This is a genomic window from Moritella marina ATCC 15381, assembly GCF_008931805.1.
GTDB classification, from domain to species: domain Bacteria; phylum Pseudomonadota; class Gammaproteobacteria; order Enterobacterales; family Moritellaceae; genus Moritella; species Moritella marina.
Map to the genome: position 1 here is coordinate 445,770 of NZ_CP044399.1, position 25,937 is coordinate 471,706.

General features: G+C 39.5%; 21 protein-coding genes. 13 read left to right on the forward strand and 8 right to left on the reverse strand.

From position 1 onward, the window contains the following. Window positions 1–235: 235 nt before the first annotated feature. The 6 genes from purB to FR932_RS02210 all read right to left on the reverse strand — a co-directional run bounded on the left by purB (window position 236) and on the right by FR932_RS02210 (window position 8,875). On the reverse strand, window positions 236–1,603 hold the full coding sequence (gene purB / locus FR932_RS02185; RefSeq protein WP_019441954.1) for an adenylosuccinate lyase: 1,368 nt from the start codon (window positions 1,601–1,603) through the stop codon (window positions 236–238). 24 nt (window positions 1,604–1,627) lie between these two features. Further along, the gene (gene hflD / locus FR932_RS02190; RefSeq protein ID WP_019441955.1) at window positions 1,628–2,251 is read right to left on the reverse strand and encodes a high frequency lysogenization protein HflD; all 624 of its coding nucleotides are present in this window, start codon (window positions 2,249–2,251) and stop codon (window positions 1,628–1,630) included. A gap of 2 nt (window positions 2,252–2,253) precedes the next feature. Further along, window positions 2,254–3,393, reverse strand: a complete 1,140-nt coding sequence (mnmA, locus tag FR932_RS02195; RefSeq protein ID WP_019441956.1) for a tRNA 2-thiouridine(34) synthase MnmA — start codon at window positions 3,391–3,393, stop codon at window positions 2,254–2,256. 176 nt (window positions 3,394–3,569) lie between these two features. After that, entirely contained in the window at window positions 3,570–4,277 is a 708-nt protein-coding gene (locus tag FR932_RS02200; RefSeq protein ID WP_019441957.1) for a pseudouridine synthase, read from the reverse strand. A gap of 164 nt (window positions 4,278–4,441) precedes the next feature. After that, window positions 4,442–6,316, reverse strand: coding sequence for an acyltransferase family protein (locus tag FR932_RS02205; RefSeq protein WP_019441958.1), 1,875 nt, complete (start codon window positions 6,314–6,316; stop codon window positions 4,442–4,444). Window positions 6,317–6,637: 321 nt separating this feature from the next. Then, a complete protein-coding gene (locus FR932_RS02210) occupies window positions 6,638–8,875 on the reverse strand; it encodes an NADP-dependent isocitrate dehydrogenase (protein ID WP_019441959.1) in 2,238 nt (745 codons plus the stop codon). A 459-nt stretch (window positions 8,876–9,334) separates the two neighbouring features. Between FR932_RS02210 and FR932_RS02215 the strand changes: the two genes are divergently transcribed. Next, a complete protein-coding gene (locus FR932_RS02215) occupies window positions 9,335–9,685 on the forward strand; it encodes a putative quinol monooxygenase (RefSeq protein WP_019441960.1) in 351 nt (116 codons plus the stop codon). 107 nt (window positions 9,686–9,792) lie between these two features. On the opposite strand, the gene FR932_RS02220 is transcribed toward FR932_RS02215, so the two are convergent. After that, window positions 9,793–10,644, reverse strand: coding sequence for a tetratricopeptide repeat protein (locus FR932_RS02220; RefSeq protein WP_019441961.1), 852 nt, complete (start codon window positions 10,642–10,644; stop codon window positions 9,793–9,795). A 177-nt stretch (window positions 10,645–10,821) separates the two neighbouring features. On the opposite strand from FR932_RS02220, the gene FR932_RS02225 reads away from it, so the two are divergent. From FR932_RS02225 to FR932_RS02280, 12 genes are all read left to right on the forward strand, one after another. Beyond that, entirely contained in the window at window positions 10,822–12,633 is a 1,812-nt protein-coding gene (locus FR932_RS02225; protein ID WP_019441962.1) for a DUF1800 domain-containing protein, read from the forward strand. Between the two features lie 11 nt (window positions 12,634–12,644). After that, window positions 12,645–14,129, forward strand: coding sequence for a DUF1501 domain-containing protein (locus FR932_RS02230; protein WP_019441963.1), 1,485 nt, complete (start codon window positions 12,645–12,647; stop codon window positions 14,127–14,129). A gap of 165 nt (window positions 14,130–14,294) precedes the next feature. Beyond that, window positions 14,295–15,923: a BCCT family transporter gene (locus tag FR932_RS02235; RefSeq protein WP_019441964.1), complete on the forward strand. Its 1,629-nt coding sequence runs from the start codon at window positions 14,295–14,297 to the stop codon at window positions 15,921–15,923. A gap of 365 nt (window positions 15,924–16,288) precedes the next feature. Next, the gene (locus FR932_RS02240) at window positions 16,289–17,020 is read left to right on the forward strand and encodes a Crp/Fnr family transcriptional regulator (protein ID WP_019441965.1); all 732 of its coding nucleotides are present in this window, start codon (window positions 16,289–16,291) and stop codon (window positions 17,018–17,020) included. An 82-nt stretch (window positions 17,021–17,102) separates the two neighbouring features. After that, window positions 17,103–17,783, forward strand: coding sequence for a transporter substrate-binding domain-containing protein (locus tag FR932_RS02245; RefSeq protein WP_240532418.1), 681 nt, complete (start codon window positions 17,103–17,105; stop codon window positions 17,781–17,783). Next, entirely contained in the window at window positions 17,776–19,914 is a 2,139-nt protein-coding gene (locus tag FR932_RS02250; RefSeq protein ID WP_240532419.1) for an HD domain-containing phosphohydrolase, read from the forward strand. Before FR932_RS02245 ends, FR932_RS02250 begins: the two co-directional genes overlap by 8 nt. A gap of 142 nt (window positions 19,915–20,056) precedes the next feature. Continuing rightward, window positions 20,057–20,431, forward strand: a complete 375-nt coding sequence (locus FR932_RS02255; RefSeq protein WP_240532420.1) for a hypothetical protein — start codon at window positions 20,057–20,059, stop codon at window positions 20,429–20,431. Beyond that, window positions 20,431–21,540 (forward strand): GGDEF domain-containing protein, encoded by a 1,110-nt coding sequence (locus tag FR932_RS02260; RefSeq protein ID WP_019441969.1) that lies wholly within the window; start codon window positions 20,431–20,433, stop codon window positions 21,538–21,540. Before FR932_RS02255 ends, FR932_RS02260 begins: the two co-directional genes overlap by 1 nt. A gap of 307 nt (window positions 21,541–21,847) precedes the next feature. Next, on the forward strand, window positions 21,848–23,446 hold the full coding sequence (locus tag FR932_RS02265) for a BCCT family transporter (protein ID WP_019441970.1): 1,599 nt from the start codon (window positions 21,848–21,850) through the stop codon (window positions 23,444–23,446). Window positions 23,447–23,630: 184 nt separating this feature from the next. Further along, complete coding sequence (locus FR932_RS02270; protein ID WP_019441971.1) at window positions 23,631–23,906, forward strand: putative quinol monooxygenase; 276 nt, start codon at window positions 23,631–23,633, stop codon at window positions 23,904–23,906. 201 nt (window positions 23,907–24,107) lie between these two features. Beyond that, window positions 24,108–24,530, forward strand: a complete 423-nt coding sequence (locus tag FR932_RS02275) for a LysE family translocator (protein WP_019441972.1) — start codon at window positions 24,108–24,110, stop codon at window positions 24,528–24,530. A 21-nt stretch (window positions 24,531–24,551) separates the two neighbouring features. Then, window positions 24,552–24,752, forward strand: a complete 201-nt coding sequence (locus FR932_RS02280; protein WP_019628935.1) for a hypothetical protein — start codon at window positions 24,552–24,554, stop codon at window positions 24,750–24,752. A gap of 86 nt (window positions 24,753–24,838) precedes the next feature. On the opposite strand, the gene FR932_RS02285 is transcribed toward FR932_RS02280, so the two are convergent. Further along, window positions 24,839–25,930, reverse strand: a complete 1,092-nt coding sequence (locus FR932_RS02285; protein ID WP_019441974.1) for an alkene reductase — start codon at window positions 25,928–25,930, stop codon at window positions 24,839–24,841. Between the last annotated feature and the right edge of the window lie 7 nt (window positions 25,931–25,937).

Consider the following 25,937-nt stretch of genomic DNA (forward strand, 5'->3'; position numbering starts at 1 on the left):
AATTATAGTGTGGTTTTTTGGTTTTGTTTTGAAGTTATATTTTGCAGTTTTGTGTTTTAGCGATATTCAATTTGTTGATATTAAAAACTGGAATGATAACTGGCGCACAAAAAAGCCCAAGCAATTTGTTACTATTTCTAGTTAACGCGTTACTTGGGCTATTTTAATATCTACTGTGTGCTTAGCTATCTATAGAATGATTAACTATCTATAACTTAACTATCTACAGTTTAAGCTATAGTTCGTTAACGAACTCAACAGCACGACCGATATAGTTAGCTGGCGTCATTAATTTTAATTCCGCTTTAACTGCATCAGTTAGGTCCAACGTATCAATGAATTCTTGCATAGCAGGACCATCAACACGACGACCACGTGTAAGCTCTTTTAGCTTTTCGTATGGTTTTTCGATGCCGTAGCGACGCATAACTGTTTGGATTGGCTCAGCCAGAACTTCCCAGTTACGATCAAGATCAGCGAGTAACGCTTCTTCGTTAAGTTGTAATTTACTTACACCTTTTAACGTAGATTCGTAAGCAATAACAGAATAACCGATAGCAACACCTAGGTTACGTAATACAGTTGAATCTGTTAAATCACGCTGCCAGCGAGAAACCGGTAATTTTGCAGCAAGGTGATTGAATAATGCGTTAGCAATACCAATGTTACCTTCTGAGTTTTCAAAATCAATCGGGTTAACTTTATGCGGCATTGTTGAAGAGCCAATTTCACCAGCAATCGTTTTTTGTTTGAAGTGACCTAGGCAAATATAACCCCAGATGTCACGGTCAAAATCAAGAATGATTGTGTTGAAACGTGCGATTGCGTCATATAGCTCAGCAATGTAATCATGCGGTTCGATTTGCGTTGTGTACGGGTTCCATACAACGCCAAGGCTAGAGACGAACTCTTCAGAGAACGCGTTCCAATCAACATCAGGGTAAGCCGAGATGTGTGCGTTGTAGTTACCTACAGCGCCGTTGATTTTACCTAAGATTTCAACATTAGCGATTTGTAACATTTGACGGCGTAAACGCACAACAACGTTAGCAAATTCTTTACCCATAGTACTTGGTGACGCAGGCTGGCCGTGAGTACGTGATAATAATGGTACAGCAGCATATTCTTTTGCTAATACTGTTAGGCTATCGATAAGCTTTTCACAGTAAGGTAAAAGAATCGTTTCACGCGCTTCAGTTAACATTAATGCGTGAGACAGGTTATTGATATCTTCTGAAGTACAAGCGAAGTGGATGAACTCAGACACTGCATTCAGCTCTGCGTTATCAGCTACTTTCTCTTTCAAGAAGTATTCAACTGCTTTTACATCGTGGTTTGTTGTGCTTTCAATTGCTTTAATACGTGCAGCGTCAGCTTCAGAGAAGTTGTCTGTGATGCTGTTTAATGCAGCGTTTGCATCAGCACTTAGTGCTGGTACTTCTGCAATAGCGTCACATTCAGCTAGTTTTTGTAACCAACGCACTTCTACTTGTACACGGTATTTGATTAGACCAAATTCACTAAAAATTGAACGCAGGGCTACTGTTTTACTACCGTAGCGACCATCGACCGGGGAAACAGCTGTTAACGCTGATAATTCCATTACATACTCCTGGGTGTGTTTAGGTTAAATTCGAGCTAATTGTTGCTTTGCTTGCTCTACCATGTGTTTACGATTGAAAACTACTTGGCGACGTTGACCGCCTGTTTGTCGCCACAACACTGCTGAGCGAATACCGGCAAATAGTAATGCACGGATCTTATCTCTCACCAATGTTTGTTGTAGGAAACTTGCTGTTCCTGCAATTTGGATCTTGGTGCCAAGTGGACTGATTAAATCCACATAGATTGACGCCATATTACTTAAAATTTGCGCATCCGTTAACTCGTAATGATGAGTTTGACGTTTAACTTGTGAGATGCGTTCACCTAACATACCAAGAATATCATTGCGTTTAGCCAGCTTACGCTCTAAGGCAACTAAGCCGATCATGTAGCGGGTTAAGGCGCTATCAGGGCCTTTAGAGGTATTACTTAACTGAGCAATGAGGGTTTTGTAGCCTAATTCTAGGTTCGCGTAATCGCCATAAACCTCAATCGTTTGACTCGGGTCTGTCACAATCACACAACGTAAGGTATTACTTAATTGTGTTTCATCACAATTGCCAGTTGTTGCAAGCTGATGCACGAGTGCTGCAGCCTGACAAACGCCAGCAAAGGCTATATTTGATTCTTGGAAGTTAGTTGACACTATTAGCCCCTAATTTGAACATCGATGATTGCGCCACCTAGGCATACGTCATCAAGGTAAAATACCGCTGATTGACCTGGTGTAACAGCAAGTTCGGGTTTATCAAAAGTTACTTCAATTTGGTCTTCGCCGATTGGAGTCACTAAACAAGGTACGTCAGTCTGGCGGTAACGTGTTTTTACAGTACAACGTAACGGCTGTGTTAGTGGTTCGCGGCTAACCCAATGGAGTTGCGATGCCATTAAACCTTCCGAGAATAAACGTGGGTGATTGTGACCTTGTGCCACAAGCAATACGTTACGCTTCATATCTTTATCAACAACGTACCAAGGTTCTTGGCTGTTGTTGTTTTTCATGCCGCCGATATGCAGGCCTTTACGTTGACCGAGTGTGTGGTACATCAGGCCTTGGTGTTCACCAATTTCTTCGCCATCAACACTTTCAATTTTACCCGGTTGTGCAGGTAAGTATTTACTTAGGAATTCAGTGAATTTACGCTCACCGATAAAGCAGATACCGGTACTGTCTTTTTTGTTTGCAGTGATCAAGTCTTGTTCTTCAGCAATACGACGTACTTCAGGTTTTTCTAATTCACCCACTGGGAACAACGAGCGAGAAACTTGCACATGATCTAATGTGTAAAGGAAATAGCTTTGGTCTTTATTGCTGTCTAAGCCACGTAGCATTTCAAATGTGCCATCGGCTTTTTCGCGACGACTAACATAGTGACCCATAGCGATATAGTCAGCAGAAAGTACCTCTGATGCAAACTGCAGAAATGCTTTAAATTTGATTTCTTTGTTACAAAGAATATCTGGGTTTGGCGTACGCCCTGCTTTGTATTCAGCAAGGAAGTATTCAAACACGTTATCCCAGTATTCGGCAGAGAAATTAATAGCGTGTAATTCGATACCTAATTTATCACATACTGCTTGTGCGTCTGCTAGATCCTCAGCAGCGGCACAATATTCATCATTATCGTCATCTTCCCAGTTCTTCATGAACAGGCCTTCTACTTGATAACCTTGCTGTTGTAGCAGGTAAGCAGATACAGATGAGTCAACACCGCCGGACATGCCAACGATTACTTTTTTAGTACTGTTCAATGCTTTAGTACTTGCGTCGATTGTAGTATTTGTCATAGGACCTTTTAATTACTCTTGTAGTAATGCAAATAAAGTTAAAGGCTTTTTTGCTAATGTATTAAATATATTGTTGAAATCGGCGTTCTTCGTCAGGTTATTCGCCCTTCGCTGATGACCAAATTTCAATGGCGCGAATTTTACCATGAAGACCAACGCAAAAACAGGCTTTGGCCTTAATTCATCATGTTAATACTGCTTTCAACTAGCTCTCCTGGTTGGATGTTATCCAGTGTCCAAGGACCAATGCTGTAGCGGATTAAACGTAATGTCGGATGGCCAATATGTGCTGTCATACGGCGCACTTGACGATTGCGCCCTTCAACAATGGTGATTGCTAACCAGGTTGTGGGAATGTTTTGACGTTCGCGGATTGGTGGTACCCGTGGCCACACTGCTGGCTCGGTCATTATTTCAACTTTAGCGGGTAATGTCGGGCCGTCTTTTAAGATGATACCGTAGCGTAAATCATTGAGTTTTTCAGGGCTGGGTTCACCTTCAACTTGTACCCAATAGGTTTTTTCAGTCTTCTCACCTGGTTGCGTTAATTTTGCTTGTAAGCGACCATTGTTGGTTAGCAGTAATAAACCTTCACTGTCACGATCTAAGCGACCTGCGGCATAAATATCCGGCACCTTGATATAGTTTTTTAAGGTTTCACGATTATCAGCATCGGTAAACTGGGTTAACACCATATACGGCTTGTTGAATACGTAAACTTGCGTTGGACCAGCTTCTTTAGGCTTGCTATGTTGTGGGCGATTGCTTTTTCCACGCGGCTTAACTGTGTTGGTATAGCTAATTTGGCTTTTTTTACTCTGGCCTGATGGATTTTTTTTGCGACCTAGAGTTAGTTTAGGCTTTGCTGGTGCTACTTTTGACATGATATCGCTAATAATTAAGATGCTTATAAGACGATTGTAGCAAATTTTGAAGATCTATTTATAGGGTAATTTAATATTCAGGCCTGTAAATACGAAGGTGATGAATCGTGGCAAATGTCACCAGCCGCTACAATATTGGATTAAATAACTAAAAATAGACTTGCTTAGGGGGAATAAAATTCAGGCGGCAATATTGGTTTAAGCCTATCAGAAAGATACATGGCACCTTGTTTAGTGGTATGCACTTCATCATAGAAAAACGGTAGACCATTTTTATCGACGACGTTACATTTTTTAACCGGACAAAATGCATAAGTCATGTTGATAAATTGATAATCAGGCCCTTGATGCTCACTGAAGAAACGATTGTTTTTAATGTTACTACTAGGCAATAAATTAAAAACGCGTTCGCTTACCGCTTGCTCATCATTAAAGGCATTAACCATCATAATGGGCAGGGGTTTGCTCATCCCTTTATTGCCGATAATCACTATTTTAGCTTGTGGGTTTTTCTGTTTTATTTGTTTAATAGCTTTGAGGTTATAATCCAAAGACCAGTTCCGCCAATTCATTGCAATAAAAATAAAATCAGCATGGAGTAAACGTGTATCGGCGGTTATTTTTCTGATCCTTGCCGCGCATTTTAGTAATCTTTTTTCACCGATATTTTCAGACAGATTGATCCTATCGTAGAGGAGGTTTAATGGCTGAGGTAAGTGATAAAATACGCCACATTTAGCTGATATTTTTTGTGCCATGAAATTAATACGCTCATTATTGGTGACGCTTACTTTCTCATTAATCACATTAACAAAGTCTGCCGATTGAGAGTCGCCGATGAACATAACATTTAACTTTTTATCATCAATCTTATTGTTTTTCAGCGTATTCATCATTTGCCAGGTATACAACTCACCTTTGTCTGATTGATTTAAATTCGCTTCAATAATGTATTTTGGCATCCCAGATATGTGGTACAACATGAAGGGGATTGATTTATAAAAACCAACAGATACAAATGTAACAACGAGGGTAAAAATGAGTGTTTGTTTTCTTTTTTTAAACTGATTATTTTCAACCAGGTAATAGCTTATAGCACCAAAAATTACTGATAATGCTAGACCTATTGGGAGCCAGTTATCGATTTGAAAATAAACGCCGTAGACAGCAATCGGCCAGTGCCAAAGGTAAATGGAATATGACCATTTACCTAGAGTTTGAAATACTCTGTTGTTAGTGAGTAAACTTGTTTCTCGGTTACTTAATAAGATCAGGTAGGTGCCAAATACGGGTACGCAAGCCACATAACCAGGCCAAGGGGTCATTTTTGAGGTTAACGTGAATGAGAGTAACATTAACGTCATACCGATAGCTTCGAGCAGTCTTTTTTGGTTTTCTTTTAGCTTTAAAGGATAGAAGTAGGCGACGCCACCGATTAACATCTCCCATGCTCGTGTTGGCAAGGAAAAATAAGCGAATGTCGGCCATAGGTCCGTCGCGATAGTACAGAATATAAACCCTACAACAGTACCGACGATTAATAGACGTTTTAATGATTCAAGTGAAAAATAATGTTTTAAAAACAGCAGAATAATCGGGTAAATAATATAGAACTGCCATTCAACCGATAGCGACCATGTATGTAGTAGCCATTTCTCATAAGCGCCAGCATCAAAATAGTCAGCTTCATAAAAATAGGTAATGTTGGACAGAAAGGTAATACTGCTGGCGACATGCTTACCTAAGTTTGAATAATCCATCGGCGGCAATAAAAACCAACCAAATAGCAACAAGGTAAAGCACAATAGGGCAAGCGGAGGAATGATGCGGTTAGCTCTGCATAAATAAAATTCAGCGAGGTTTAATGTGTCGGTATTTAAGCCCTTAAAGATAATGCCTGTCATTAAGAAACCGGAGATAACAAAGAAAATATCGACACCAGCAAAGCCTCCGGGCGCAATGCTCGGATTAAAATGGAACAATACCACTGCAATCAGTGCGATTGCTCTTAAGCCATTTAAATCGGTTCTAAATTTCACTTATCTACCTTGTTATTTACGCTACTGGTCATCAGTATTACGCGGTTTAGCTTAGGTCTGTGTAATACTTTATTTTACGTCATTTTATCCATGTTGTTCTATTTAAAAGTCACGCTTTAAAAAATAAAATGCTAGTTACCATGGAGTAGGTAGAGTATATCAGGGGATTAGTGCGCAGATAATAGAATTTGGATTCAGTATTAGCAAGGTTGCATTTCTTATTGGGTAATTGTGATTAAACTATTATTCGCTAATTAACGTCATTAATAAAAAGCCCGCAACAGATTTCTCTGTTGCGGGCTTGATCACTAAACTCAGGTATTAGCTCAGTGCTGTTTTCAATAATGCATTGAATGTTTCACTTGGGCGCATGATCGCTTCCATTTTCGCAGGATCTGCGTTGAAGTAACCACCAATATCAACTGCTTTACCTTGTGCTGAGTTTAGCTCTTCAACAATTTGCAGTTCATTTTCAGCAAGACTCGCTGCAAGCGATGTAAACTGTGCTGCAAGCTCAGCATCTTCAGTTTGCTCTGTTAGACATTTAGCCCAGTACAGAGATAAGTAGAAGTGACTACCACGGTTATCTAGTTCACCAGTACGGCGTGATGGCGATTTACCGTTATCAAGTAGCATTTCTGTTGCTTGATCTAGTGTTGTTGCCAGTACTTTGGCTTTAATGCTATTCGTCTTTTTAGCCACATCTTCTAAAGAAACCGTTAATGCTAAGAATTCACCGAGTGAGTCCCAACGTAAGTGGTTTTCTTCTACAAGTTGTTGTACGTGTTTTGGTGCTGAACCACCGGCACCAGTTTCAAATAAGCCACCGCCAGCCATTAATGGTACGATAGATAACATTTTCGCACTGGTACCTAATTCCATAATAGGGAATAGATCTGTCAGGTAATCACGTAGAATGTTACCCGTTGCAGAAATGGTATCTAGCCCACGCGCTACACGTTCTAGGGTGTAACGCATCGCACGTACTTGTGACATGATTTGGATGTCTAGTCCTTCAGTATCATGCTCTTTAAGATATTCATTTACCTTAATGATCAGTTCGTTTTCATGAGGGCGATAAGGGTCAAGCCAGAATACAACCGGAGTGTCAGAATCTCTTGCACGTGCTACTGATAATTTAACCCAGTCGCGGATTGGCGCATCTTTCACTTGGCACATACGCCAGATGTCGTCTTGCTCAACATCTTGAGTCATTAGCACTTCGCCTGTATCGATGTCAACGATACGCGCTTCGCCAGTAACTGATGCTTCGAATGTTTTATCGTGTGAGCCGTATTCTTCGGCTTTTTGTGCCATTAGGCCTACGTTTGGTACGCTACCCATAGTCACTGGATCAAATGCACCGTTGGTTTTACAAAAGGCGATGATTTCTTGGTAAATACGGGCAAATGTTGATTCAGGGATCACGGCTTTGGTGTCTTTAGGACGACCATCTGCACCCCACATTTTACCGCCACTACGGATCATTGCTGGCATAGATGCATCAACAATAACGTCATTCGGCGCGTGTAAATTTGAGATACCCTTATCAGAATCAACCATTGCTAATTCAGGGCGGTTTGCGTGACAAGCATGTAAATCACGACGGATCTCTTCGCGTTGCGAGCTTGGTAAACCTTCTATTTTTTCGTAAAGGTTAGACAAGCCATTATTTACATTAACGCCTAGTTTTTTGAATAGTTCGTCATGTTTAGCAAATGCGTCTTTGTAGAAAATTCTTACCGCGTGACCGAACACGATCGGATGAGATACTTTCATCATGGTTGCTTTTACGTGTAATGAGAACATCATGCCCGTTTCATAAGCATCTTGCATTTCTTGCTCATAAAATTCGCACAGTGCGGTTTTGCTCATAAACATGCTATCGATAATTTCGCCATCAAGTAATGCGATATTATCTTTAAGGATCGTTGTTTCGCCGTTTTCTGCAACCAGTTTCATTCTCACGTTACGAGCTTGGTCTAGTGTCATTGATTTTTCGCCATGGTAGAAGTCGCCTTCACGCATATGTGCTACGTGAGTTTGTGACGCTTGGCTCCATTTACCCATCGAATGCGGGTGTTTACGGGCGAAATTTTTAACTGCTTTTGGTGCGCGACGATCTGAATTACCTTCACGAAGTACTGGGTTTACAGCACTACCTAGGGCTTTAGAATAGCGCTGTAACAACACTTTTTCTTCTTCAGATTGTGGATTTTCTGGCAGGTTCGGAATGTTGAAACCTTGAGATTGCAATTCACTAATCGCTGCTTGCAGCTGTGGTACAGATGCACTGATATTTGGCAGTTTAATAATGTTAGTGCTTGCGTCTTGCGTCAGACGGCCTAGCTCACTGAGGTTATCTGGTAACTGTTGTTCTTCAGTTAAGTAATCTGGAAATTCGGCCAGGATTCTGGCTGCAACCGAGATATCACTTTTAACTACATCGATACTAGCAGCTGAAGTGAATTTTTCTACGATCGGTAGAAGTGAGTAAGTCGCCAATAACGGCGCTTCGTCCGTTAAAGTGTAAATAATCTTTGAATTTTCGTCAGACATATTATTCCCTGGATTACTAGCATATGGTCCCCCTGCTAAAATTAGGAACATCTGACCTAGTGTCTAAAATAAACGTAGATCCTAGGGGGATTGATAAATGTTATAGCTAGGTTGCAGAAATCGCAACAGCTGTTATCCTAGCAGATGCTCCGTATCTACTTTCTCCATAATACCATATAAACCGCACTAGCAACTGTAATTTACATCAAAACACCTGAAATCATACCACTTTGTCATTATTTGTGATGTGCATAGCTATCCTCTAATAACGATGCATTAGTAGTTAATATTGCTATTGACAGGGTGTATAGTAACTATTCATTAACTAAATAACTACACTTTCAGTGGTTTGTGTTGATTTCAATGACGTCGGATTATTAGTGCTAATGCGCCAATCTTATCTAATAGCATTTAATTTATTCTAATATTATTTAACTTATAAACTAAAAGGAAACAGTTATGACAAACCGAGTATACGTTTTAGCGCAATTCAAACCAAAGGCAGGCAAACAAGATGAGTTGTTTGAAATATTAAAAGCATTAGAACCGGATTCATACCGCGAGGAAGGTTGTATTCAATATATGCTGACTCGTCAAATTAGCCATCCAAGTGCCACTAACAATGAATACTCAATTGTGTTTAACGAAATTTGGGAAAATGCTGAGGCTTGGACTGCGCATGGCAACAGAAAACAGATCCAGCATTTTTTCGAGACGCAAGTGCAAGCTGAGACAGGACTCGTTGCTGACGTGATGGTCACGGCTTATACAGATGAAGGTAATCATTACGATCATCCTGTTTATGCATAACGAGCGTATTTGAATAAAAATAAACAATAAAAAAACCTGAGTATGATTCTCAGGTTTATGATTAACTTATTCGCTTGAATAATTAAGTGAAATAATTGAGCTGAAAGTTAATACATCAAGGTATACAGCTTACGACGGTAATCAGCCACAACGGCTGCATCTGTCATCACTGATAATAATTCTAAATAAACCTTTCTTGCGCCACCTTCTAAGAAATCATACTCGGTAGTTAAGATCTTGTATAACAGTGCCATTGCATCATTATGTTTGTTAGCGATCTGCAGCTGTATAGCCAGATCATAGGTAATTTGTAAATCATCAGGGTTTGCTTGATGCGCAGCCGTTAATGCCACTATCTCAGGCGTTTCCGCTGATTTTTTTGCCGTGTCTAAATGCGAACGGAGTGTTTGATATTGGTGACTTTGTTGTTCTGCTTCAGCAAAGGTATCTAGCAGTGCTTCAGCCGCTTCTACTTGGTGTGAGCCAAGCAGTGCTTGCGCATAAGCAATTTTGATATCTGTATTATCAGGTGCTAGCTCGTAAGCTTGGCCGATTAATGGCACGGCTTCAGCAAACTTGCTATCCATTAATAGCATTTGTGCTTGTTGTAGCAATACTTGCTCTTGCTTTGGTAAATGACGGCTGATGATTTCACGGATCGCCGCTTCTTCTTGCTCGCCCACAAAGCTATCAACAGGTTTACCATCTTTAAAAATAGCCACGGTTGGTAAGGTTTTAATACCAAACTGTTGTACTAATTCAGGGTGACGGTCGCAATTAAGTCGTGCCAGTATAATTTCGCCATTTAAGCTTTGCGCTATGTTTAATAGGCGCGCACTGACTTGGTTTTCTGGTGCGCGTTCAGACCAGAAATCAATGACAATTGGTTGTGAGTATTTGCCTTGTAGCAAGATCTCTTGAAAATTTTCACTGGTAAGGTCAAGGATATAATTCTGCACTGATTAACTCCATCAAATTGCGTATCGGTATAAATAGTGTTTATGAAAGATATATGGGGGATAAAGTTAGCATAATCAAGTCTGCAAGATCTGCTTATCAGTGAGACATAGATCACTGTCGTGAAAACAAAATAAGCATATATTCAAGGGTCACCGTTTTTAAGGATGTGATCTAGGATGAGTAAATCTTTATTTGTGAACGGTATCAGTTGTGCTTTGTTAGCGTATTTAAATTTAACCCCAGCTATTGCGAGTAGTACCACTACCATTGCGTCAGCTGCAGATGGTTATAACACGTCACTGGCGATGAAGATGTCGCCGTTAGCCACCAATGCCGCTGCGAAATTATTATACCAAGGCAGTTTTGGGCCTACGCCTGAAACCCTATTAAATGCGCAACAAGTCACACGTCAGCAATGGATCGCGACGCAGATGCAATTAGCACCAAGCTGGCATTATCCTTTAACGACGCAATACTGTGATGGTTCGATTACCCCTACAACGAATATAGTCGATGGCTCTGACAGTGCGAATACGAGTAAGGTGGAGAACAACAAATCATCGAATCCTCGCGCTTGTTTAAAAGCGCAAGAATCAGTTTGGTTGGAGCATGCCATCACGGCTAAAGATCAACTACGCCAGCGTGTGGCATTCGCTTTATCGCAGATATTAGTGGTATCAAGCAAAGAGCCGCCACTGGCTAAATATGGCGATGGCTTGGCTTGGTATTACGATTTATTAGTCAAACACAGTTTTGGTAACTATCGCGATTTATTGCAAGATGTCACTTTGTCACCGGCAATGGGTGTTTACCTGTCGATGCAAGGTAATCGTAAAGCCAACCTTAATAAGAACACCTTTCCCGATGAAAATTATGCCCGTGAAGTGATGCAATTATTCAGCATTGGTTTGTATCAATTAGATATCAGCGGACAAGCTATTTTAGATAAGCAGGGCAATAAACTACCAAGCTATCAACAAGCAGATGTGGAAAATCTGGCGCGGGTATTTACCGGTTGGGATCTGGTTGAAAACAAGCGTTATGGAAATCGCCGTACTGGTCGTTACGATACCTTTATGGAACTGTCACCAAAGCAACATGACTACAACGAAAAGCACTTATTTGGTCAATTAATTAAAGCGGGTATGAAAGCGGATAAAGAATTATCTGCCAGTTTAGATCTGTTGTTTCACCACCCTAACGTCGGCCCTTTTATCAGTCGTCAATTGATCCAACGTTTGGTCTCATCTAATCCGTCTCCCGAATATATTAAACGTATTGCGACAGTTTTCAATGATAATGGTGCGGGTGTGCGTGGTGATTTAGGCGCTGTAGTACAGGCTATTTTACTCGATGTTGATGCCCAGACGCCGCTCACGTCTCCAGCGTCAAAATTAAAAGAACCCTTGTTGAATTATATCGGCTTCTTGCGCGCGTTTTCAGCAACGCCAAAGTCAGAACATTATCAATTACGCCAATTGAGTAGTACATTTGGGCAAGGCGCGATGCGTGCTGATTCAGTATTTAATTTCTATCAGCCAGATTTTGAAGCGAATTATCAAGCAGATATTCAAGACGATTTTCAGGGTTATGTTCAAGGTAGCGATCAAGATCATGTTCAAGAAAGAGGTCTGACGAATGATGACTCATTGAGTGGCATACCCGCTAACCAACAAATGACGACTGTCTCGCCTGAATCACAGATTATGGTTGATCCGCTTATCATCAAGCAACTCTCGTTAATGTTTAAACAAACCATGTCAAACAAAGCCAGTTTTGATTTAGATCTGGCTGAGCCGTTAGGGCTTGCAGGTAACAGCGTTGATATGTTGGCATATCTTGACCAATTATTATTAGCCGGAAAAATGACACCTGTATTTAAGGCGCAATTACTGTCACATTTGAGTGATATTAAAGATCCCAAAAGGCAGTTGAAAGAAGCCATTTACTTAATTGTCAGCTCTGCTGATTACGCCGTCCAGCCTTAGGAATTATCACCATGGTTTTACGCAGGGAAATACTTAAAGCATTTGGATTACTCGGCGCATCAACGGCATTACTGCAATCGAATCCGTTGCAGGCATTGCAAGCCATTGCGGACAAACAACATGTCGCAAGGGATTACAAGGGGCTTGTTTGTATCATGCTCAATGGCGGCAATGATGCTTTCAATATGGTGTTTCCTGATAAGGCACATCCTGAATACCACAATTACCTGCATACGCGTCAAACATTGGCTGTACCAAATTATGTGAATAACCCGCAATACTTGGCGAATAAGGGCGATGTTCGTTACAGTAAACAGCTATTACCTATCATGCTACGTGATCTTGCTGGGCAGCAGCATGCGCTAAATTTTCATCCGGGTATGGAAGGATTACACGCGTTAACGGTAGATAAACAAGTCGCTGTTATCGCGAATACAGGGGTACTGATTGAACCGGGTAATCGTGACGAATTTAAACACAATCGGAAACGTAAGCCAGCCTTTTTATTTGCCCATAACCAACAACGTAAAGCGGTGTATTCCGGCATTGGTGACAACAATGTGACAACTGGTTGGGCTGGAAATATGACCGAGCTGGCTAGTCTAAAATATGATTCAAAAGGTGGTTTAAAACAGGGGGGAATAAGCGCAGTTTTACCTATGGGCATTTCTTTCCACGGCACGAATCAGTGGTTGCGTGGTCAAGATTCAATGGGCGCGGTATTAGCCCCCGGCAAGCCGGGTAAAATTATCGGATTAGATGAGAAGGGCAATAAAAGACAGCAGGCTAGAACCACAACCGTACAAGCTTTACAGTCCTTACCCAGTGATGATGTATTAATTCACGTTATGCGCGGTAAATTAACCTCAGCGCAAGACCTTGCCACTGTATTAACACAATTGTGGGCTAAAAATAGTAAAGCATTAGCCAAAATTGATGCTTTTTTTGATGAGGATAAATTATCTCGGCAATTGGCCGCGGTGGCGCAAACTATTTTGTTACGTGAAAGTTTAGGCATGCAACGGCAAGTATTTATGGTCGAGCTAGGCGGTTTTGATACCCATGCCGGACAGATTGATAAGCAGCCGCTGTTACTGACAGCGCTAAGCCGTGCCATAAGCAGTTTTCAACAGGCCCTTGCGTTTTTAGCGTTAACTCAGCAAGTTACTACATTTACTGCTTCTGATTTTGGGCGGACTTTAACTAGCAATGGCAGTGGCACTGATCATGGTTGGGGTTCACATCAATTCGTTATTGGTGGGGCAGTGCAGGGCGGATTATATGGAAAGTGGCCGGTCATGTTACGTGGTGGCGTGGATGATTATCGTAGTGGACGCTTACTACCAACAACGTCGTTGACCCAAGTTAACGCCAGTTTAGCGGCTTGGTTTGGTGCATCAACAGATGAAGTAAATATATTATTTCCTAACTTGAATCTTTTTCCTTCTGGGGGAGTACCATTATTTCAACGAGTTAAAAATAAGGATTTTGTGTAACGTATTGCTTATTATTTTGCCTGAGTATATTTGTTTGAAATTTAGTCAGGTTGTTGCTACCCTGCGAAGCGTTTTATTTATTGGTGTTATTGATGTTTCGTCGATGGCCCATTCGTTTTTACTTTTCGATCAAAAGTATTGCAGGATATATGCTTAGCATAATTTATGGATAGTGCGTTTAAAACAAGTAACCAGTTAGAAAATAGTCAGTTAAACAATAGTCAATTAAACAAGTATAGTATTGAGACCACGGACTACCAAGTCGGTCAAGATAACATCCAAAAATGGGGCTTCGATATACATAATACTGTATTCGGTATTAGCGCCGGTTTAATCTTCTTACTCATTTCAGCCCTCCTCTTCGTAGACTCATCTACAGCAAAAGAAGTTCTAACGAATGTTAGAAACAGCATCATGGCAGAATTTGATGTGGTCTTTATGTGGTCAACCAACTTCTTTGTTGCTTTCACTATGTTACTGATTATATCGCCGTTTGGTAAAATCCGAATTGGTGGTAAAGAAGCTAAAACAGATCATTCAACCTTATCTTGGTTGACGATGTTATTTGCTGCTGGTATGGGTATCGGCCTGTTGTTTTGGGGTGTAGCTGAACCAACCGCTTATTTCACCAATTGGTGGGGAACGCCATTAAATGTTGAACCATTCACCGCTGAAGCAAGATCATTAGCGTTGGCTGCAACTGTTTATAACTGGGGTATTCACGGCTGGGCTGTTTATGGCGTAGTTGGACTAGCTCTGGCTTTCTTTTCTTTTAACAAAGGTTTGCCACTATCTATTCGTTCGGTATTTTATCCGATCATTGGTGATCGTACATGGGGTTGGACTGGTCATATTGTTGATATCATGGCTGTACTTGCGACGTTATTCTCGTTAGCGACATCACTTGGCTTAGGTGCACAGCAAGCGGCGAGTGGTATCAATCATGTATTTGGTACCGAAGGTGGTCTTGGTTTACAGCTCGTTGTTATTGTACTTGTTACTTTAGTGGCTATCTTCTCTGTTATGCGTGGTATTAACGGCGGCGTTAAAATATTGAGTAACATCAATATGGTGTTTGCATTTGCACTATTAATCTTTGTAATGATGATTAGTTTTGATGTGATCATGGTGACGATCCCTGAAACCTTTACTGCTTACGCTGAAAACTTCGTTGCTTTAAGTAACCCGCATGAGCGTAGTGATCTATCGTGGATGCAAGGTTGGACGGTATTCTACTTTGCATGGTGGATTTCATTAGGGCCATTCGTTGGTATGTTCATTGCTCGTATCTCTAAAGGTCGTACAGTCCGCGAGTTCTTGTGTGCTGTGATTTTTGTACCCACGTTAGTGACGTTGATATGGATGGCGACGTTCGGTGGTATTGCTATCGATCAAGTAATGAATAAAGTCGGTGAGCTTGGCATCAATGGTTTGACTGATATTTCGTTATCATTATTTCATGTATACGATGTATTACCGTATGGTAAAGTGTTGTCAGTATTATCGATTGTATTGGTATTAATCTTCTTTATTACGTCATCAGACTCTGCATCACTGGTTGTTGACAGTATTACGTCGGGCGGTAAAGTGGATGCGCCTGTGCCACAGCGTATTTTCTGGGCTGTGATACAAGGTTCAATTGCTGCGACTATGCTTTGGATCGGTGGTACTGATGCGCTACAAGCTCTACAAGCGGGTGTTGTAACGACAGGACTCCCGTTTGCGTTGCTGATGTTAGTCATGTGCGTGAGTATCATAAAAGGTTTAAATTCAGAGTATCATTTATATAAATAATGACTTTGGTTACCAATAGTTACTCATGATCAAAAATGAGTAATATCAACGGCCTCAAATGTATGTTTGAGGCCGTTTTTTTATGTCTGCTAATATCCTTTTCACTATTGTCACCTCTATTTCCTATTACATACCTACCTCTATAGGAATGATCTCGCCTTTATTGATGATTGTTCGATTGTTGTCTAAACGCTGTGTCCGCCAGCGGACAGAAGGATATTACTTTCAATGTTAGTGTGAAATCAATTCTTAATATCAATGTATTTGGTTTCAAACGTTTTAATAAAGACGCTATAAATTGAAGCTGGATAAGCATGCACATTAAACATTAAACATTAAACATTAAACATTAAAGGTTATATAAATTGATCCAACTGGAGATCGCCAAAACAATCATTTGGCCAACTACATTGTCAAATAATACCAAACGTAAATTAATTAAAATAGCACAGTGTAAAACGGAATTTACGGATAACCGCCAGATATTTTCTGATGGTGTTTGTTATATATACCAAGGTAATGCTGCTATTTGTATGCAATCTAAAAATTTAAAAACAGTCAACAGTATGGTAATGGGAAAGCAGGAGTGGTTTGGAGATTGTCAATCAGTAGAAAATAATTTGGTGTCGTTTTCATTATCCGAAATAGAGCCGTTGAATTTAATTTTTTTTCCACGGCATCAACTAAATATTTTAATGAATGATGATTTAGAAGTGGTGAAATGGCTATACCATGTCGTGAATGCTTCGCAGCAAAAATGGCGTCAATCACAACTGCTTTCATCTGAGAATAAACTAATAAAAATTAGTTATTTACTGATTGACTTAGCAATGCACCAAAAGAAAATTAAAGGCGCGATCCCTAAAATTGCCATTTCACAGCAACAGATCAGCATGATTATCGGTATTGCCCGCCAACGGGTAAATGAAGCGCTAAAGCAGTTAGAAAGCTTAGGATATATCGAACTCGAAAGGAGTAGTGTCTACATCACTGATTTTGCAGCTCTGTGCCGTATTTTAGATAATGTCGATTTAAGTGTTCGAGATCCTAGGGGCTCATTAAGTGATATCCCGTGTGAATCGGCAATGCCAGCATAATATATTGAGATTAAAAATTAACATGAGACGTTTTTTATATTTAACTGTTATGTGTATCTTTTTTCCTACTAAAGCATCGGGTGTGGCTAACATTTTAGATGTGGGGTTAATGAATCAAGGGCGTCCGCCGTATTATTCATTACCAACGGATACAGAACCGACTAAAGGGTTATACATAGATATTTTAGATGAAATTGGTCGTAAAATTGGGATCGAATTTCGTTATCTATTCCTCCCTCAAGCGCGCATTCGGCATTTAATGAATCATTATCGCCTTGATGTCGAACCCGGGATCGCTGAAGAATGGCGAATCGAACCTGCTGAGTTAGAAAACAGCATTTATAGTCGCTCTATTTTGACGTCGTCAGAAGTGGTTGTTTACAACCCTAAACGTGTGCAGAAGCCAATTAATCGCAATACATTCAATGCATTAACATCGTGTTCAGTTCTCGGGTTTTCTAAATTAAATTTGGCAACTGGAAAAGAAGTTAAATCTCAGGATGTTTTAACAGAATTACAGATCTTTAAATTACTGCAAAACCAGCGTTGTGATTTTGCTGTCTTCCCTGAAGATGTTATCGCATCAAAATTGGTTAATTCAGGGTTGATGGCGACAGATAGTATCCATGTCTTTTCACTTAAATTACGTTTAACTAATCAGCATTTAGGGTTGCTGCCATCCATTAATACGGCAATCGATAATATGGTTAAATCTGGTGTGATGGCAAATATAATAATAAAGCATAGAGGTTTAAATGAGTAGTTCGTTGAAGAGATTGAGTCACCTTATCCTACTTGTATTATCTATTATGGTTATAATGCTGGTGCTGTTTGTTAATTCAATCTCAGCAGATGAATCCTTGGATACCGAATTTGAAGTTGTAGAAGAAATATCGTTAATCAGTTCGGCGCTTGTTTATAATATGGATTATGAGCAATTGAATAAAATAATGACAGCGATGATTAGTAATCGTAAAGATATTGTGAATTTAGTGATTGTTGATGATGTCAGTAAAGGTGTGGTATTTAGTTATTCGTCAAATGGTAGCATTAAAGCGTTTAATGGCTTTTCTAGAGGCTACATGGCGGGACACCTGTTACCAATTGTTTATGAAGGACAACTGATTGGTACTTTGAATGTCGAGTTTAAGTCTAAATTATTACCTCAAAATAATAATTATTATCAGGATTCCAGCTTTATTATCGTTTTTTTTCTCTTCGTACTGATTTTTATTAACCTGATTTTTTATGCGTTATTAAAATTGAGTGTTTCCAGTTCTAGACGCGCAGAGTTTGGTTCGAAGAAATTTATTTTTATCACTATGTCATTTATGTCGATATTTATTGTGATGACAGTGATTGGTGGTTATTTCATCCTTGAAAAAAACAAAACAATTATTGAAGATAGAGTTGAATTATATTTGCAAAAAAATATCTCTGACTTTAATCGTGATATGAATAGAACGAAAGAAACATTGGCGTCCATTTATAATCAGATCACCCAAACCGCAGATTTTCAACGCGTTTACCAAGGACTTGTCAATGCTGAAAAGTTTTCTGATGAAGCTGCTTATGAGTATTTTCAGGGGGCGTTAACTAATATAATCAATCGCCATCACGACTTTGGCCTCAGTGAACGCATACCTTTTCTTATCATGAATATAGAAGGCAATGTTGTAGCAAAGCAAGGCAATGATATTACTGTTAATGACATTAACAAAACGATAAACAGTCCTTTCATACGCGCATTAAGTGGCCGTGCAGGATTCTTACCGCCGAAAAAAAGCGTCCCACAAATATCGGAGATATACTACGGCGACCTTTATTTCTCTTATCCTATCCTCGATGTCGAAGGCCGTGTCAGCGGTATCTTATTTACACAAATACCTAAGTTACCATTTATTTATTTTGATATGTCTGAGTATAATTTTGGCGCGTCAGGTGAATTAGTGGCAACGAATAATAGTGGCAGGATTATATCTAAATGCCGATTCCCACAAGGGGATGGGATGAACTGTGGTCATATGCTATCAACGATAATGCAAGATCGACATTCGAGTTCGAGTTACTTAGAGCTCTTTGGTGATTATCGCGGCCGAGAATCTTATGTTCTGACGAGTTGGTACGATGAACTTAATACCATATTGGTTTCAAAAATGGATAGCAATGAAGTCCTCGAAAGCTATTATGAATTTCAGAAAGGCATTATTTTAATTTTAGTGGTGATGAGTACGTTGACCATTTTTACGACGTTATACACCTTGTTTTTAGGGCGCAATGCCAACGATAAACTGATTAAATCCAATCACGGAATTATTAAAAGACTAGGCCATGCTGCGGAGTTTAAAGACAATGAAACGGCGATGCACATTGTCAGAATGAGCTATTACGCCAAAATTATTGCCATCAAACATGGCTGTGATTTAGCGTGGGTAGAGCTACTGTTTAATGCTGCACCTATGCATGATATCGGCAAAATCGGTGTACCAGATCATATTTTACAGAAACCAGGAAAACTAACACCAGATGAATGGTTCATTATGCGTCAACATCCTGAGTTTGGTGCGCGCATTATTGGTACGCAAGATAATGAACTGTTAAAAATGGCACATGATATTGCGATTGCCCATCATGAAAAGTGGGATGGTAGTGGTTATCCTTATGGCATTAAAGGAGAGAAAATACCATTACCAGCACGTATCATTGCTATTGCTGATGTCTTTGATGCTCTGACTTCTGAAAGAGTATATAAAAAAGCATGGACACAAGCAGATGCGGAAGCTTTGATTATAAGTGAGTCAGGTAAACATTTTGACCCTAGTTTGGTTGACTCATTTGTACTTTCATTACCTGAAATAAAAACCATTAGAAGTATTTATGTTGATAATAATTAAGAATAAAACAATGAGAAAAAATAACGTTACGATAAGGTTTATCAGTGTTTTATTAACATTTATATCGTTTTTTTCATATGGTACTGATAACACAATTTTTAAGGTTGAAAACTGTAAAAATAAGCAAGCTGTAAACTTTACTATGCCAGAGTTAAGGGTTTTGGAGAGTGCTGAAATAACGACATTATTACCTTGGAAAAAGCAGGAACATCGGTACTTAGGGGTGTATCTTGAAAATATCATCAGGCGTGTTGATGGTCATGGTTTAGAAGCGATTCATGTACATGCAAAGAATGCTTACAGTGTCAAAATAACCGCCGCAGAATTACAGCAGCATAAATACATGCTAGCTTATGCCATCGATGATGAAGCGATAACGCGACGACATAAAGGACCATTAATATTAATGCGAGATTTGAGTGCTGTTAGCATTGATGATATCCACGAATTGAACGTGGTGATTAACCTCGTTTGGTTTGTTGAAAGTATTGATATTAACTGTGGAATTACGCACTAATGAAAAATAAATACACAATAACAATGTGGTTACCTTTGATTTTGATCGTCTTAGTTGAGTTGTATTTAGCTGGCTTTATTACGTTGAAATATGAGCAGAATAATAAAAATGTGATGCGTAATGTTGAATCAATACGCGCCTCATATTGGGGAACTTGGTATGTTGGCAAAGAACTGTCACAACTTGAAGCGCAAATAAAAAAATCGATATATTTAAACAAGCAAGATAATGAGGGGCTCTTAGAAAAATTAGACTTTTTAATTGTCAGTTATGAGTTTTTAGCGCTAGATGTCAAAATTTCGCCTTTATTACAGCGCTATGCGGTTAATGTTTTACAAGAAAATATAGATAAGTTAGATGAAGTTACTCAACAGGTGTTGCTCAAAGAACAACCTATTAATCATTACCCTGATATTTTAGCGATTGTTGAGCAATTGAAATTAGGCCATGACAATGTTGTTTTTTTTGAATTGAAAGGCAGTGATCTTAACATTTTTACTGATGAGGTTAATCGAAACCAACAGGTCTTGTTATATATCATCTATACAGCGCTGTTTATGGTCACGGTGTTAATTACCGTTTGGTTAGTGACATATCTAAACTTTAAGCGGACTCAGAAACAGTCAAATATGGATGAGTTGACTCAGCTTCCTAATAGAAAGCATTGTATGGAATTAATTACTGTTAAAATACAAAAGAAAAAACAGCTATGTTGTTTGTTTATCGATCTCAATGGCTTTAAGCAGGTGAATGATACATTAGGTCATCATGCGGGTGATGAGGTACTTAAAACTATTTCAAAAAGAGTATCTTATAGTATAGGTGATGAAGATATCTTTGCGCGTATTGGTGGTGATGAATTTGTTTTGATCTTATGTGATTATGGACATGATCTTAATGTTCAATCGATTGTTGAACGGATCATCAAGCAAATACAGCTACCTATGTATATCGATGGTGAGGCTGTCAATGTGGGTTGTGCGATAGGCATTTCTTTTTTATCTAAGGACGTTGATACAGTGAATAAGTTATTCTTAACGGCTGATTCTGCAATGTATGTCGCAAAAGGGCTAAAAGAGGGGAATTCGAGTAATTATCAGTACTATTAATTATCAGTATTATTCATTTAACTTTACGCTTGGATCTTGATGATAATTTATGGTCGATATAAATATTTTATGGTCAAGTGCAATAATACTCTTTTTATCTCAAGCATATTTTTATGTATATTTATATCCAGCAACTTTATGCTTTATCTAAATAAAGTTCAGGCCGCGGTTGTTTGAGTTTTGTCACCTTTTTTGCTACTCTTTTAACCGATTTTTATCACTTGGCTCATTATGGTTTTAACTAATGACCCTTTCGTTTTTACTTTTCGATTAAAAAGTATTGCAGGATATATGCTCAGCATAACTTATGGATAGCTCGTTAAACAAAAATAGTACGTTAAATAAATATAGTATTGAAACAACTGATTACCAAGTCGGTCAAGATAATGTACAAAAGTGGGGGTTCGATATACATAATCCCGTGTTCGGTATCAGTGCCGGCCTTATTATCTTCTTCCTCTCAGCACTTCTTCTCGTCGACCCTGCTACCGCAAAAGAAACATTAAACACGATTAAAAATGGCATTTTAGCTGATTTTGATAGTTTCTTTATGTGGTCAACTAACTTCTTTGTCTTTTTTATTGCCGTATTAATCGTATCGCCGCTTGGTAAGATCCGTATTGGTGGTAAAGAAGCAAAATCTGAACATTCAACGATCTCGTGGTTAGCAATGTTATTTGCTGGTGGTATGGGGATTGGTCTACTGTTCTGGGGTGTTGCAGAACCAACGGCTTATTTCACTAATTGGTGGGGAACCCCATTTAATGTTGAACCGTTAACTGCTGAAGCAAAGTCATTAGCACTTGCAGCAACGATTTATAACTGGGGTATTCACGGTTGGGCTATCTACGGTATCGTAGCACTTGCATTGGCCTTCTTTGCTTATAATAAAGGGCTTCCTCTTTCAATTCGTTCTGTTTTCTATCCGATTATTGGTGATAGAGCTTGGGGCTGGGCTGGTCACGTTGTTGATATCTTAGCCGTACTTGCGACGCTATTTGGTCTTGCGACATCGCTAGGTCTTGGCGCACAGCAAGCAACGAGTGGTATCAATCATGTATTTGGTACTGATGGCGGTATTGGCATGCAGTTGATTGTGATTGCCTTTGTTACGTTAATTGCAATCTTTTCGGTTATCCGTGGTATCGATGGCGGCGTTAAAGTATTGAGTAATATCAATATGGTGTTTGCCTTTGCGTTATTGATCTTTGTACTGATCATTGGCTTTGATGTTGTTACTGTGGCTATTCCTGAAACCTTAATTGCTTATGGCCAAAACTTTATTGGGTTAAGTAACCCACATGGTCGTGATGATACAGCTTGGATGCAGGGGTGGACGGTATTTTACTGGGCTTGGTGGATTTCATGGTCACCATTCGTAGGTATGTTCATTGCGCGTATTTCTAAAGGTCGTACGGTTCGTGAATTCTTGTCTGCCGTTATTTTTGTTCCAACATTAGTGACGCTAGTATGGATGGCAACATTTGGTGGTATTGCAATCGACCAAGTGGTTAATAAAGTGGGTGAGTTGGGTGCTAACGGCTTAACTGATTTATCATTATCTTTATTCCATGTGTACGATGCACTACCGTATGGTGATGTGTTATCAATATTGTCGATTATTTTAGTGTTAATCTTCTTTATTACATCATCAGATTCAGGTTCACTTGTCATCGACAGCATCACGTCTGGCGGTAAGATTGATGCACCTGTACCACAGCGTATATTCTGGGCTGTAGTAGAAGGTACTATTGCTGGTGTTATGTTATGGATTGGTGGTTCTGAAGCACTGCAAGCGTTGCAAGCTGGTGTGACTATCACCGCGCTACCATTTACGTTTGTATTGCTGCTTATGTGTGTGAGCCTTATTAAAGGCTTGAACTCAGAGCGTCATTTATACAAATAATGATTTGGCGTTACCCTAAGCATAAAAGCTTAAAATGATAAATGCCAACGGCCTCAAATGTATATTTGAGGCCGTTTTTTGTTTTAGGCAGATCGCAAAAATCAGACCTTGTAATGTAAACCGGTACTATTACGTTATATTTTATGTTGAGGATTATTTATTTTAAGCGTATCAGGAGCTAAAGATGAAAAAAGTTATTCTAAAAGGATTTATTATAGTCCCAACAGCGGACCTGTCTGCAGTGAAGAAAGCACTTATCAGTCATAAAGAACTGACGCGCAATGAACCGGGCTGCTTGATGTTTAACGTCACGCCATCTGAAATTAACTTTAACCGTTTCGATGTATACGAAGAATTCATTAATAAAACGGCTTTTGAGCAACACCAAGCCAGGGTCAAAAGTTCAGCCTGGGCTAAAGCAACAGCCAATGTACAACGGCATTATGAAATTTTTGAGTAGTCGATGGGCTTAAATAGTAATGTTACAGTTGGTGGCGTACATTTTTGCAAATTAATTATGCTTAATCATCATTAATTTGGAAGACTGAACGAGTCGCTATGCTACAGTCCACTTTAATAAAATACGTTATTAAACTTAGTTACTACTTAGATCATTACTTAGTTAATATTTAGTTGTTTTTTTTTAGAGAGAGAATTATTGATGTCCTTTGAGTCTGCAGTTACATTTTTTATCGCGATATTTATTTTTGGTATTACCCCTGGGCCTGGTGTATTTGCCATTTTGGCTCGTGCGATGGTTGAAGGTCCTAAAAAATGTATCATGCTGGCAATGGGCATGATAGGTAGTGATGTGATTTATTTAATTTTAGCGTGTTTTGGTCTGGCAACGATAGCTGAAAATTGGTCTGAAGTATTTACTGCTATTCGTTATATCGGTGCTGCTTACCTTATTTATCTCGGTTATAAAATGATTAAAGCTTTGCCGCAGATTAAGAGTGATATTCAAGCTGAAGCTGTTCAAGTCGAAACTAAAGCACAGCAAGAAGGTAGTATGTTGGCGAGTTTTACTCAGGGCTTTTTAATTTCAGCATCGAATCCAAAAGTGATCCTATTTTATATTTAGTTTTTACCGACGTTTATCGATTTGACGGTATTAAAGGCACAAGATATTGCCTTAGTGTCAGTGTTGTCGGCTATCGCTTTAATGTCAGGCTTAATGTTGATTGCTTTTGGCGCTAGTCGCATGGCAGGGATGTTAAAAACACCAGTGGCTCATCAACGCTTAAACAGAGGTGCAGGCAGCATTATGATCGCTGCTGGCGCGTATTTGGCGGTGAGTAAATAGTATTTTATCTTATCTATATTGACGAAAAAATAAAGGCTTACATTGGTAAGCCTTTATTTTTTATTATTGGTTTTGATTAATTAAAATTAAGCATGAGTTGGGTAGTCAATATAACCAGCTCCATCACCGCCAAACAGTGTAGCACCGTCAAGATCTGCTAGTGCGTAATTGTGCTTTAAACGTTCAACTAAATCGGGGTTTGATACGAATGGACGACCGAAAGCGACTAAATCCGCATAACCTTTCGTTAATATTTCTTCGGCACGTTCTTGCGTATAACTGCCCGCGACAATGATGGTATTCGTGAACAGGTTTCGTAGTTCAATACGGAAGCTTTCAGGTATTACAGGTGCATCATCCCAATCCGCTTCTGATAAATGCATGTAAGCGATGTCACGTGCTTGTAGTTCTTCTGATGCTTCTAGAATTGTAGGTACAATATCTGGGCAGTTCATGTCTTTAAATGTGATGAATGGTGCAAGACGTACACCGACTTTATCAGCGCCAATTGCTGCAATCACAGCATCGACAACTTCTAATAGAAAACGGATGCGATTACTATTTGTGCCGCCATATTTGTCTGCTCGTTTGTTAGAATTTGTGCGAAGGAATTGGTCGATAAGATAACCATTACCACCGTGGATCTCGACACCATCAAAACCAGCTTCTACAGCACGCTTAGCTGAGTAAGCAAAGTCTTTAATTACGCGTGTTATGTCTGCTTGCGTCATCTCGCGAGGTTGAATGCAATCCACCATGTTGCCATTACCTTGGTCATCAGAGATCCAAACTTTAGTTTCTACAGGCGCAAGTGCTGACGGTGCGATAGGTAGTTCACCATGTTGAAATGTTGGATGAGAAACGCGGCCTACATGCCATAACTGACAAAACATGGCAGCCCCTTGTTCATGGATAGCGCGGGTGATCGGTTGCCAGCCTTTAACGTGTGCATCGGTATAAACGCCCGGTGTGAATGAATAACCTTGTGAATCATCAGAAATTTGTGTGGCTTCAGAAATGATTAATCCGGCGTTGGCGCGTTGCTTGTAATAAGTCGTCATTAATTCATTGGGTATATTGCCGGGTTGACTAGTACGCGCTCGGGTCATTGGTGCCATTACCACGCGATTTTTTAAGTTTAATTGTTTTAGTGTGGCGTTCTGGAATAATTTACTCATGATATTT

Bases quoted from the DNA above. Each gene is read 5' to 3' on its own strand.
- purB (WP_019441954.1), bottom strand. From the start codon at position 1,603: ATGGAATTATCAGCGTTAACAGCTGTTTCCCCGGTCGATGGTCGCTAC.
- mnmA (WP_019441956.1), bottom strand. From the start codon at position 3,393: ATGACAAATACTACAATCGACGCAAGTACTAAAGCATTGAACAGTACT.
- FR932_RS02200 (WP_019441957.1), bottom strand. From the start codon at position 4,277: ATGTCAAAAGTAGCACCAGCAAAGCCTAAACTAACTCTAGGTCGCAAA.
- FR932_RS02210 (WP_019441959.1), bottom strand. From the start codon at position 8,875: ATGTCTGACGAAAATTCAAAGATTATTTACACTTTAACGGACGAAGCG.
- FR932_RS02215 (WP_019441960.1), top strand. From the start codon at position 9,335: ATGACAAACCGAGTATACGTTTTAGCGCAATTCAAACCAAAGGCAGGC.
- FR932_RS02225 (WP_019441962.1), top strand. From the start codon at position 10,822: ATGAGTAAATCTTTATTTGTGAACGGTATCAGTTGTGCTTTGTTAGCG.
- FR932_RS02230 (WP_019441963.1), top strand. From the start codon at position 12,645: ATGGTTTTACGCAGGGAAATACTTAAAGCATTTGGATTACTCGGCGCA.
- FR932_RS02235 (WP_019441964.1), top strand. From the start codon at position 14,295: ATGGATAGTGCGTTTAAAACAAGTAACCAGTTAGAAAATAGTCAGTTA.
- FR932_RS02250 (WP_240532419.1), top strand. From the start codon at position 17,776: ATGAGTAGTTCGTTGAAGAGATTGAGTCACCTTATCCTACTTGTATTA.
- FR932_RS02255 (WP_240532420.1), top strand. From the start codon at position 20,057: ATGCCAGAGTTAAGGGTTTTGGAGAGTGCTGAAATAACGACATTATTA.
- FR932_RS02260 (WP_019441969.1), top strand. From the start codon at position 20,431: ATGAAAAATAAATACACAATAACAATGTGGTTACCTTTGATTTTGATC.
- FR932_RS02265 (WP_019441970.1), top strand. From the start codon at position 21,848: ATGGATAGCTCGTTAAACAAAAATAGTACGTTAAATAAATATAGTATT.
- FR932_RS02270 (WP_019441971.1), top strand. From the start codon at position 23,631: ATGAAAAAAGTTATTCTAAAAGGATTTATTATAGTCCCAACAGCGGAC.
- FR932_RS02275 (WP_019441972.1), top strand. From the start codon at position 24,108: ATGTCCTTTGAGTCTGCAGTTACATTTTTTATCGCGATATTTATTTTT.
- FR932_RS02285 (WP_019441974.1), bottom strand. From the start codon at position 25,930: ATGAGTAAATTATTCCAGAACGCCACACTAAAACAATTAAACTTAAAA.